General features: G+C 72.4%; 11 protein-coding genes and 1 pseudogene. 5 read left to right on the top strand and 7 right to left on the bottom strand.

Annotation, left to right across the window (positions count from 1 at the left end; genetic code table 11):
- On the top strand, positions 1-425 hold a 425-nt coding region (locus tag GA0115240_RS01555), incomplete at its 5' end, for a HEAT repeat domain-containing protein (RefSeq protein ID WP_176724960.1).
- Here GA0115240_RS01555 and GA0115240_RS01550 read toward each other — a convergent pair.
- Positions 391-801, bottom strand: a complete 411-nt coding sequence (locus tag GA0115240_RS01550) for a Fur family transcriptional regulator (protein ID WP_093734835.1) — start codon at positions 799-801, stop codon at positions 391-393. The two genes, GA0115240_RS01555 and GA0115240_RS01550, sit on opposite strands and share 35 nt — an antisense overlap.
- Before the next feature lie 117 nt (positions 802-918).
- On the opposite strand from GA0115240_RS01550, the gene GA0115240_RS01545 reads away from it, so the two are divergent.
- Complete coding sequence (locus tag GA0115240_RS01545) at positions 919-2,397, top strand: catalase (protein ID WP_093734834.1); 1,479 nt, start codon at positions 919-921, stop codon at positions 2,395-2,397.
- A gap of 151 nt (positions 2,398-2,548) precedes the next feature.
- Here GA0115240_RS01545 and GA0115240_RS01540 read toward each other — a convergent pair whose 3' ends face one another.
- The gene (locus GA0115240_RS01540; protein WP_093734833.1) at positions 2,549-2,959 is read right to left on the bottom strand and encodes a CBS domain-containing protein; all 411 of its coding nucleotides are present in this window, start codon (positions 2,957-2,959) and stop codon (positions 2,549-2,551) included.
- A 188-nt stretch (positions 2,960-3,147) separates the two neighbouring features.
- Positions 3,148-3,945 (bottom strand): histidinol-phosphatase, encoded by a 798-nt coding sequence (gene hisN / locus GA0115240_RS01535; protein ID WP_093734832.1) that lies wholly within the window; start codon positions 3,943-3,945, stop codon positions 3,148-3,150.
- Positions 3,946-4,092: 147 nt separating this feature from the next.
- Between hisN and GA0115240_RS01530 the strand changes: the two genes are divergently transcribed.
- Positions 4,093-4,644 carry a TetR/AcrR family transcriptional regulator gene (locus GA0115240_RS01530; protein WP_093734831.1) on the top strand — a complete coding sequence of 184 codons (552 nt, stop codon included), beginning with the start codon at positions 4,093-4,095 and terminating at the stop codon, positions 4,642-4,644.
- 50 nt (positions 4,645-4,694) lie between these two features.
- Here the strand turns inward: GA0115240_RS01530 and GA0115240_RS01525 are convergent, their stop codons facing one another.
- The 4 genes from GA0115240_RS01525 to GA0115240_RS01510 all read right to left on the bottom strand — a co-directional run bounded on the left by GA0115240_RS01525 (position 4,695) and on the right by GA0115240_RS01510 (position 8,526).
- Positions 4,695-5,018: a DMT family transporter gene (locus GA0115240_RS01525; protein ID WP_093734830.1), complete on the bottom strand. Its 324-nt coding sequence runs from the start codon at positions 5,016-5,018 to the stop codon at positions 4,695-4,697.
- A 189-nt stretch (positions 5,019-5,207) separates the two neighbouring features.
- A complete protein-coding gene (gene rsgA, locus GA0115240_RS01520) occupies positions 5,208-6,209 on the bottom strand; it encodes a ribosome small subunit-dependent GTPase A (protein WP_093734829.1) in 1,002 nt (333 codons plus the stop codon).
- A gap of 8 nt (positions 6,210-6,217) precedes the next feature.
- Positions 6,218-7,657 (bottom strand): 3-phosphoshikimate 1-carboxyvinyltransferase, encoded by a 1,440-nt coding sequence (aroA, locus tag GA0115240_RS01515; RefSeq protein ID WP_093734828.1) that lies wholly within the window; start codon positions 7,655-7,657, stop codon positions 6,218-6,220.
- A gap of 155 nt (positions 7,658-7,812) precedes the next feature.
- Positions 7,813-8,526, bottom strand: a complete 714-nt coding sequence (locus GA0115240_RS01510) for a M50 family metallopeptidase (RefSeq protein WP_093734827.1) — start codon at positions 8,524-8,526, stop codon at positions 7,813-7,815.
- A gap of 232 nt (positions 8,527-8,758) precedes the next feature.
- Between GA0115240_RS01510 and GA0115240_RS01505 the strand changes: the two genes are divergently transcribed.
- Both GA0115240_RS01505 and GA0115240_RS37785 read left to right on the top strand, forming a co-directional pair.
- On the top strand, positions 8,759-9,574 hold the full coding sequence (locus tag GA0115240_RS01505) for an SOS response-associated peptidase (RefSeq protein ID WP_093734826.1): 816 nt from the start codon (positions 8,759-8,761) through the stop codon (positions 9,572-9,574).
- A pseudogene (locus tag GA0115240_RS37785) lies at positions 9,574-9,700 on the top strand (hydrolase); the annotation flags it as partial. The gene GA0115240_RS01505 and the pseudogene GA0115240_RS37785, both read left to right, overlap by 1 nt.

Raw genomic sequence — 9,700 nt, 5'->3', positions numbered from 1 at the left:
GGGCCCGCCTGCTGGCCGGCCTGGCCGCGGGGCTGGGGGAGTGCGGGGACGCCGCGGACGCGCCGCAGCTCGCCCGGCTGCTGGGCGATCCGCACCCGATCGTCCGCCGGGCGGCGGCCCGCGCGGTGGGCCGGCTCGCCAAGCCCGATGAACTCGTGGGGCTGCTGGGCCCGTTGGCCACCGATGCCGATCAGGGAGTGGCGCGGGAGGTGTTCGAGGCGCTGTCCCGGGTGCCGGACGACGTACCGGCCGAGACGCTCTGGATCGGCCGCACCCGTACCGAGCCCGCGGTGCGCGCCCTCGCCGAGCGCATCACCCGGCAGGGCAGGACGCCGACGCGGGCGTCGGTGGGCCGGCGGGGTGAACATGATGACCAGGCGCGGGTGAACTCTACGAGCAGTCCGGGCACAGTCCGCGGTAGGTGACCTCGACTTCGGAGACGGTGAAGCCGAAGCGCTCCCCGTTGGGCAGCGCGGCCAGCGGATCGCCGTGCGGATGCACGTCGCGGATCGTGCCGCAGCTGGAGCAGACCAGGTGCTGGTGCGGGTGGTGGGCGTTGGGGTCGTACCGCTTGGCCCGGCCGTCGGTGGCGACTTCGATGACCTCGCCGATGCTCACCATTTCGCCGAGCGTGTTGTAGACCGTCGCCCGGGAGATCTCCGGCAGTCTTTCGGTGGCACGCGCGTGCACCTCGTCGGCGGTGAGGTGCACATGGTCGCCGTCGAGGACCTCGGCCACGACGCGGCGCTGTGCGGTCAGCCGCCAGCCCCGGGTCCGCAGACGCTCCAACAGGTCGCTCATGTGTACCAGCCTAACAGTGGGGGCCCGGATCCCGAACGTGTCCGTGAATAGTTCTTTTCTTGACTTGGACAGTGTCTATCGTAGGATCGAGTCCGGCGACAGCCGAGGGACAGGTCGATTCCAGGGAGAGCACACGTGACTGTTCAGGAGACGGGTCTGCTGACCACCGAGTCCGGGGCGCCGGTCGCGGACAACCAGAACAGCGAGACGGCCGGCCTCGGCGGTCCCGTTCTGGTCCAGAGCCAGCACCTTTTGGAGAAGCTCGCGCACTTCAACCGGGAACGCATCCCGGAGCGGATCGTGCACGCACGCGGCGCCGGTGCGTACGGCACCTTCACGCTCACCCGTGACGTGACGCAGTGGACCCGGGCGAAGTTCCTGTCCGAGGTGGGCAAGCAGACCGAGACGTTCCTGCGCTTCTCCACCGTGGCGGGCAACCTCGGATCGGCCGACGCGGTGCGCGACCCGCGCGGCTTCGCGCTGAAGTTCTACACCGAGGACGGCAACTACGACCTCGTCGGGAACAACACCCCGGTGTTCTTCATCAAGGACGCCGTCAAGTTCCCGGACTTCATCCACACCCAGAAGCGCGACCCGTACACCGGTTCGCAGGAGGCCGAGAACATCTGGGACTTCTGGGGTCTGAGCCCGGAGTCCACCCACCAGGTCACCTGGCTGTTCGGCGACCGCGGCATCCCGGCGTCCTACCGGCACCTGAACGGCTACGGCTCGCACACCTACCAGTGGAGCAACGAGGCCGGCGAGGTCTTCTGGGTCAAGTACCACTTCAAGACCGACCAGGGCATCAAGAACCTCACCCAGGACGAGGCCGTCAAGCTGTCCGGCGAGGACACCGACAGCCACCAGCGCGACCTGCGCGAGGCCATCGAGCGCGGTGACTTCCCGTCCTGGACGGTGCAGATCCAGGTGATGCCGGCCGCCGACGCGGCGACGTACCGCTTCAACCCGTTCGACCTGACCAAGGTGTGGCCGCACGCGGACTACCCGCCGATCGAGATCGGCAAGCTGGAGCTCAACCGCAATCCGGAGAACGTCTTCGCCGAGGTCGAGCAGTCCATCTTCAGCCCCGCGCACTTCGTGCCCGGCATCGGCCCGTCCCCGGACAAGATGCTCCAGGGCCGGCTGTTCGCCTACGGCGACGCGCACCGCTACCGCGTCGGCATCAACGCCGACCACCTGCCGGTGAACCGGCCGCACGCCACCGAGGCGCGCACCCACAGCCGGGACGGCTACCTGTACGACGGACGGCACGCGGGTGCCAAGAACTACGAGCCGAACAGCTTCGGCGGCCCGTTCGAGACCGGCCGCCCGCTGTGGGAGCCTGCCACCGTCACTGGCACCACGCAGTACAGCCCGGCGCCCTCGCACGCCGAGGACAACGACTTCGTGCAGGCCGGCAACCTCTACCGGCTGATGTCCGAGGACGAGAGGACCCGCCTGATCGACAATCTCGCGGGCATGATCGCCAAGGTGAAGCGCGACGACATCGTCGAGCGCGCGATCAACAACTTCCGCCAGGCGGACGCCGACTACGGCAAGCGGTTGGACACCGCGGTCCAGGCCCTCCGCGCCTGATCCGACTGCTTGACCGTCGGAGGTGACGGGCGGGTCCGCCGATCGGCGGACCCACCGGTCGCCCCCAAGGCCGATGGGGCCGGACGCCAAGGGGCTCCGGCCCCATTACCATGTCCGATCATCGTGCCCACCCGCGGGCGGTGTCCGGGGCTCAGGCGTGGACGGACGCCTTGGCCGCGATCTCCGTGCGGGCCGGAGCCCAGCAGCGCGCGATGTCGCGGACAGAGACGATGCCCACCAGATCGCGCCCTTCGAGCACGATCAGATGGCGGAAGTCGCCGTGCAGCATGGCGGCCGCCGCGTCGGCGAGGGTCCAGCGCGGCGCGGCGAAGACGACATCGGTCGTGGTGTGGGCGTGCACGGGCTCGCGGTCCGGGTCCAGGCCGGCGCCGACCGCGTTGAGGATGTCGCGCTCGGTGAGGATGCCGAGGCCGCAGGTGTCGGAATCGAGGACGATCGCCGCGCCGACGCGGCGGGCCGACATCAGCCGGGCGGCCTGACGCAGGGTGTGGGCGGGGCCGACGGTGAGGACCACCGAGGACATGGCGTCACGAACCAGCATGTGGGGATACCTCCTGGGCGGGCGGCCGTGAGGGGGCGCCCTTCCGTGGGTGATCAGCCCGTGAACGGTTTCACAAGTTCACAAGCGAGGATGTTTCTCATGTTCACATCCCCTCGGGGTGCCGACAAGAGGGCGCGCAAGGCGTCCGACCGGCGTGCGGCGGTCCGACTAACTACCGTGCGCTCCCGTCACCTGCGTCCCAAGTACCCCAGCATCTCCTGGTGGAGCAGCCCGTTGGAGGCCGCCGCGTTCCCGCCGAAGGGTCCCGGCATCCCGTCGAGCGAGGTGAACCGGCCGCCCGCCTCCCGGACGATCACGTCGTTCGCCGCCATGTCCCACACGCTCAGCTCCGGCTCCGAGCACAGGTCCACCGCCCCTTCGGCCACCAGCATGTAGGGCCAGAAGTCCCCGTACCCGCGGGTGCGCCAGCAGGCCCGGGTCAGGTCGAGGAAGCCGTCGAGCCGGCCCTGCGCCTCCCAGCCGCCGAGCGAGGAGTACGCGAAGGACGCGTCCTCCAGCCGGCCCACCTTCGAGACGTGCAGCCGGGTGGCGGCGGTGAGACTGCGCCCGGTGTAGGCGCCGGCGCCCTTGGCCGCCCACCAGCGCCGGTTCAGCGCCGGCGCCGACACCACGCCGACCACCACCTCGTCGCCCCCCTCGCCGCTTACCGCCAGCGCGATCAGGGTCGCCCACACCGGCACGCCCCGGACGTAGTTCTTGGTGCCGTCGATCGGGTCGACGATCCAGCGGCGCTCGCCGCCGCGCTCGCCGCCGTACTCCTCGCCCAGCACCGCGTCGCGCGGCCTGGCCCGGGCGAGCTGACCGCGGATCAGCTCCTCCGCCGCCCGGTCCGCCTCGCTGACCGGCGTCAGGTCCGGTTTGGTCTCGACCTTGAGGTCAAGTGCCTTGAAACGGGACATGGTCGCGGCGTCGGCGGCGTCGGCGAGCACATGGGCCAGTCGCAGATCGTCGTTGTAGTCGGGCATACGGCGAACCCTAGCGAGCGGGCCCGCCCCGGCGCGCGCTCGCGTCCGCGCACCCCGCGCGAAGCCTTGACAGCATCCGTCACCGCGTCAATTCTTTCGGGACGGCCGCATGTCGGCGGGACACTGCGCGGCGGGCTGGAGGCGATGATGCCTACCACCAGGGAGACACTGCTGGACGCGGCCTGCGCGGCGCTCGGTGACCGGCCGTGGACCGCGGTCCGCATGGTCGAGGTGGCCGCGGCCGCCGGGGTGTCCCGGCAGACCCTCTACAACGAGTTCCGCAGTAAGGAAGGGCTGGTCAGAGCGCTGATCCGGCGCGAGGCCGACACGTATCTGACCGGGGTGGAGCGGGCGCTGGCGCTGGCCGCGCGCGGCGGCGGCGACCCGGGCGAGTGCTTCGCCGCCGCCGCGGGCTGGACCTTGCGCACCGCCCGCCGCAGCCCGCCGGTCCGGGCCGCCCTCACCGGCCGCCGCGCCGATCCGCCGCTGCCCGATCTGGCGGCCGCCCTCCACACCAGTTCGGTCGACGCCCTCGTCCGGTCCTTCCCCCGGCTCCGCCCCGACGACATCGCCTGGGCCTGCGAGGCGGCGATCCGGCTCACCGTCTCCTATGTGATCGCGCCGGCCGCCGACGACGAGCAAGCCCGCTTACGGGTGGGGCAGTTGGTCCGGAGCCTGCTGGCGCTGCCACCGCGGTGAGCGCGGGCGGGGTGCCGGGGGCGTGCCGGGGGCGACGTGCGGCGGCGGGGTCAGTGCGAGGAGCCGGAGATCTGCAGGCCGATGACGCCGACGATGACCAGGGAGATCGAGACCAGCTTCAGCGTCGAGACCAGGTCGCCGAGGAAGGCCATGCCGTAGATCGCGGTGCCGGCCGCGCCGATGCCGGTCCAGACCGCGTACGCCGGGCCGACGTCGAGCTTCTTCAACGAGAGGGTGAGCAGGCCGAAGGAGCCGAGCGCGAACAGGCAGAAGGCGACCGTCGGCCACATACGGGTGAAGCCGTGGGACAGCTTCAGGCAGACCGCGAATCCGGTCTCGAAGATGCCCGCGACCACCACCAGGAGCCAGGCCATCGGGTGCCTCCGTTCCCGCTCGTTCATTGTCCCACGCACTGTGCGCTGCTGATCATCACACAGCATGCCCGCAAACGGCACGGGTACGGGGGGCGGCCGCCGGGTACTCGTCCGGTCCGCCCGGCCGCCCGCCTCCGGCCTCCCCGCCGGGGCGGTCCCCCGGCCCCGCTCCGGTCGGTCGCCTCCGCGTCAGTCGCCTTCGCGCCGTTCGCGCGTCGCCAGCAGCCGCCGCAGCGAGTCCAGCCGGGCCGGCTCGGCGTGGCCGGCCGCCACCCACGCGTCCAGCGCGCACTCCGGCTCGTCGTGGCTGCACCCGCGCGGGCACTGCTCGGTGCCCGGCTCCAGATCGGGGAACGCCTGGATGACCCGGGACGGATCGATGTGGTGCAGCCCGAAGGACCGCACCCCGGGGGTGTCGATCACCCAGCCGGAGTTGCCGGGCAGCGGCAGCGCCAGCGCCGAGGTGGTGGTGTGCCGGCCGCGGCCGGTCACCGCGTTGACCTGGCCCGTTGTCCGCTGCCTGGCCACCAGCGCGTTCACCAAGGTGGTCTTGCCGACGCCGCTGTGGCCGACGAAGGCGGTGACCTTGTCGGCGAGCCGCTCCCGGATCTGGTCCACCCCGCCGGTCAGGAAGTCGTCCCGGTTGGTCACCACGTACGACAGGTCCAGCGCGCCGTACGTCTCCAACAGCGGTTCGGCGGCGGCCAGATCGGACTTGGTGAGCACCAGCAGCGGTTCCAGGCCGGCGTCGTAGGCGGCGACCAGGCAGCGGTCGATCATGCGCGGCCTGGGCTCCGGGTCGGCCAGCGCGGTGACGATCGCCAACTGGTCGGCGTTGGCGACCACCACCCGCTCGAAGGGATCGGTGTCGTCGGCCGTACGGCGCAGCACCGAGGAGCGCTCCTCGACCCGGACCACCCGGGCCAGCGTGTCCTTGGCCCCGGACAGATCGCCGACCACCGCCACCCGGTCGCCGACCACCGCTGATTTGCGGCCCAGTTCGCGGGCCTTCATGGCGACGACCTCGCGGTCGTCCACCAGGACGTGCAGCCGGCCGCGGTCCACGGTGAGCACCATGCCCTCGCTGGCGTCCTCGTGCTTGGGCCGGATGCTGGTACGCGGGCGGTTGCCCTTGGTGTTGGGGCGGACGCGGATGTCGTCCTCGTCGGGATTCTTGCCGTAGCGGCGCATGCGGTCGGTCAGCCCCGCGTTCCGGTGGAGGTGGATGTGCGGGCGGGAGCGGACGGGCCGGCGGCAGGAGAAGACGCGGCCGCGGTGGGGGAGGGGCCGACGGGGGACGGGCCGGCCGGGGCGCCCCCGGCGTGGGCGCCGGCCAGCATGGCCGTCCACAACTCCGGGAAGTCGGGCAGGGTTTTCCCGGTCGTCGCCACGTTCTCCACCGCGATCCCGGGCACCACCAGGCCCAGGACGGCCGCGGCGGTGGCGAGCCGGTGGTCCTCGTAGGTGTGGAACACCCCGCCGTGCAGCGGCATCGGGCGGATCCGCAGGCCGTCCTCGGTCTCGGTGACGTCGCCGCCGAGCCCGTTGATCTCCTTGGCCAGCGCGGACAGCCGGTCCGTCTCGTGCAGCCGCAGATGCGCGATCCCGGACAGCACCGACTCGCCGTCGGCCAGCGCGGCGACCGCGGCGATCACCGGCGCCAGCTCGCCGGCCTCGCGCAGGTCCGCGCTGATCGCGTGCACCTTGCCGCCGCCGGTGAGGGTGAGCCCGCGGTCGGTGAGCTCGCAGGAGCCGCCCATCAGCGTGAACAGGGCGCGGAGCGCGTCGCCCGGCTGCGTGGTGTGCCGGGGCCAGCCCGGCACGGTGACCCGGCCGCCGGTGACCAGGGCGGCGGCCAGGAACGGCGCCGCGTTGGACAGGTCGGGATCCACGGTCAGATCCCGGCCGAGCAGCGCGCTGGGCGCCACCCGCCAGACGTCGGGGGCGCCGCCGTCCTGCGGGGCGTCCACCTTGGCTCCCGCTATCCGCAGCATGTCCACGGTCATCCGGATGTGCGGCAGGGACGGCAGGGTGCGGCCGGTGTGCCGCAGCTCCAGGCCCTTGTTGAAGCGGGGCCCGGACAGCAGCAGGCCGCTGACGAACTGCGAGGAGGACGACGCGTCCACCTCCACGGCGCCGCCGGTCAGCGAACCGGCGCCGTGCACGGTCAGCGGCAGCGAGCCGCGGCCCTCGTCGTCGACCCGGGCGCCGAGTTGGCGCAGCGCGTCGATCACCCCGTGCAGCGGACGCTCGTACGCGCGCGCGTCGCCCTCGAAGCGGACCGGTCCGTCGGCGAGCGCGGCCACCGGCGGCAGGAAGCGCATCACGGTGCCGGCGTTGCCGACGTCCACGGTCGCCGGGCCGTGCAGTCCGGCCGGGATGATCCGCCAGGCCTCGCCGCCGGCCGGATTGACCACCTCGTCGATCTGGACGCCCATCGAGCACAGGGCCTGTGCCATCAGCAGGGTGTCGCGGCTGCGCAGGGGCCGGCGCACCCAGCCCGGCTCGGTGGAGTGGGCGGCGAGCACCAGAGCGCGGTTGGTCACCGACTTCGAGCCGGGCACCGTGACGGTCGCGTCCACGGCACCCGGCGCGGTCGGGGCCGACCAGAGGTCGGCTTGCGCGGTGCGGTCGGTCATGAGGCCCAAGCGTAGTGGCTGCGGTACGGGGAGATAAGTCGGCGAATCCGGCGAAACCTGCTGGAAAACGGATGCCGGGCACTCCTCGCCACTCCCGGCTCTCCGGTACGGGGCGCCGCCGGGGGCCGGCCGCCGGGCGCCCGGTGCCGGACGGCTCACTGGAGCAGCAGCCAGCGGGCGCCGCCCACCAGGGACAACAGCGCGACGGCGTAGAAGAGCAGCATCCACAGCGCGGCCGGGGTGTGGGTGAGCCGGGCCAGCTGGTCGGCGTCGGAGGAGCCGCTGCGGTCGCGCCGCCTGCTGCGCTGCAGCTCGGCGACCGGGCGGGAGCCGCCGGCCAGCAGGAACCACACCGCCAGATAGGCGAAGGCGGCCTGCACCTGGGCCTTGGTCAGCCAGGACACCAGCAGGAACAGCGCGGCGGTGATCACCACCGTCAGCGCGCCGTAGGCGTTGCGGATCATCACCAGCATGACCAGCAGCAGCGCGGTCGCGCCCCACAGCAGCGCGGTGATGTGCCCGGCGGCCAGCAGGGCGGCGCCCGCCAGGCCCAGCAGCGGCGGCGCGGTGTAGCCGGCCGCGGCGGTCAGCACCATGCCGGGGCCGTGCGGCTTGCCGCGCGAGACGGTCAGGCCGGAGGTGTCGGAGTGCAGTCGTATACCGTCCAGCCGCCGTCCGGTGAGCAGGGCGACCAGACCGTGGCCCCCCTCGTGCGCGATGGTCACCGCGTTGCGGACGATCTTCCACACGCTCCGGGTCAGCACCGCGGCGAGCGCGATCAGGGCCGTCGCGAGGACCAGCCAGCGCGAGGGGTCGGGCTGGCTGCCGGTGAGGCGGTGCCACATCTCGGTGATGCTCGCGACGTTCATACGGCGATCGTTCCTCTGCTTCCTGTGCGTATCGCTGTGCGCTGGGCTGTGCTCGGCGGGCGAAGGCGGGCTCGGCTGTGCTCGGCGGGCGAGGGCGGGCTCGCCGTGCCCGACGTGCGCGGGACGGTCCGGGACGGCCCCGGCGGGCCGCCGTCCTCGGCGCCGGACGCCGAAGAGGCGCTCCGCCGTGGGGACTTCGGTTTCGGGCCGCGGTCGTGGCAGTGTGGCAGCCATGTGCGGTCGATACGCGGCGAGCCGGAAACCCGATGATCTCGTGGACCTGTTCGCCATAGAGAAGTGGGATCCCACCGAGACCATCGCCCCCGACTGGAACGTCGCTCCGACCAAAGAGGTCCTCGCTGTACTGGACCGTCCGGTGCGCGACTCCGGTTCCCCCGAACCCGTCCGGCAGCTGCGGGTACTGCGCTGGGGCCTGGTCCCGTCCTGGGCCAAGACCCCCGAGGGCGCCGCCCGGCTGATCAACGCGCGGGCCGAGACCGTGCACGAGAAGCCGTCCTTCCGCCGGGCGCTGACCGTCCGCCGCTGCCTGCTGCCCGCCGACGGCTACTACGAGTGGGTCACCGGCACCCAGGAGCGCCAGCTGGAGGAAGAGGGGAAGAAGAAGCGGCCCCGCAAGCAGCCCTGGTTCGTCACGCCCGCCGACGGATCGGTGTTCGCGATGGCCGGGCTGTACGAGTTCTGGCGCGACCGCACCCTGCCCGACGACCACCCGCTGGCCTGGTGGACCACCTGCACCGTGATCACCACCGCCGCGGAGACCGCCGACCTGGCGGGGTACGACGGCCGGGGCCCGCGCTCGCTGGCCGACATCCACCCGCGGATGCCGCTCATGCTGACCCCGGACCGCTGGTCGGCCTGGCTCGATCCGGCCACCACCGGGCCCGACGAACTGCAGGAGCTGCTGGCGCCCCCGCCCACCGGGCTGCTGCGGGCCTTCCCGGTCGGTACCGCGGTCAGCACGGTGCGCAACAACGGCCCCGAGCTGCTGGAGGAGCTGGCGGCGCCCGAGGAGGAGACACTGTTCTGATGCGGCAACCCGAACGGCGACTGGTGGACACTCCGGCCGGCAAGGCACGGATCAGCTGGTACGAGGCCGGCCGCGCCCGGTCCGTGCTGGCACTCGGCCACGGGGCCGGCGGTGGCGTCGAGGCGC

The organism is Streptomyces sp. DvalAA-14 (assembly GCF_900091855.1).
Lineage (GTDB): Bacteria > Actinomycetota > Actinomycetes > Streptomycetales > Streptomycetaceae > Actinacidiphila.
This window is presented reverse-complemented; position numbering and strand designations above follow the sequence as displayed.

Bases quoted from the DNA above. Each gene is read 5' to 3' on its own strand.
- GA0115240_RS01550 (WP_093734835.1), bottom strand. From the start codon at position 801: ATGAGCGACCTGTTGGAGCGTCTGCGGACCCGGGGCTGGCGGCTGACC.
- GA0115240_RS01540 (WP_093734833.1), bottom strand. From the start codon at position 2,959: ATGCTGGTTCGTGACGCCATGTCCTCGGTGGTCCTCACCGTCGGCCCC.
- hisN (WP_093734832.1), bottom strand. From the start codon at position 3,945: ATGCCCGACTACAACGACGATCTGCGACTGGCCCATGTGCTCGCCGAC.
- GA0115240_RS01530 (WP_093734831.1), top strand. From the start codon at position 4,093: ATGCCTACCACCAGGGAGACACTGCTGGACGCGGCCTGCGCGGCGCTC.
- GA0115240_RS01525 (WP_093734830.1), bottom strand. From the start codon at position 5,018: ATGGCCTGGCTCCTGGTGGTGGTCGCGGGCATCTTCGAGACCGGATTC.
- rsgA (WP_093734829.1), bottom strand. From the start codon at position 6,209: ATGCGCCGCTACGGCAAGAATCCCGACGAGGACGACATCCGCGTCCGC.
- aroA (WP_093734828.1), bottom strand. From the start codon at position 7,657: ATGACCGACCGCACCGCGCAAGCCGACCTCTGGTCGGCCCCGACCGCG.
- GA0115240_RS01510 (WP_093734827.1), bottom strand. From the start codon at position 8,526: ATGAACGTCGCGAGCATCACCGAGATGTGGCACCGCCTCACCGGCAGC.
- GA0115240_RS01505 (WP_093734826.1), top strand. From the start codon at position 8,759: ATGTGCGGTCGATACGCGGCGAGCCGGAAACCCGATGATCTCGTGGAC.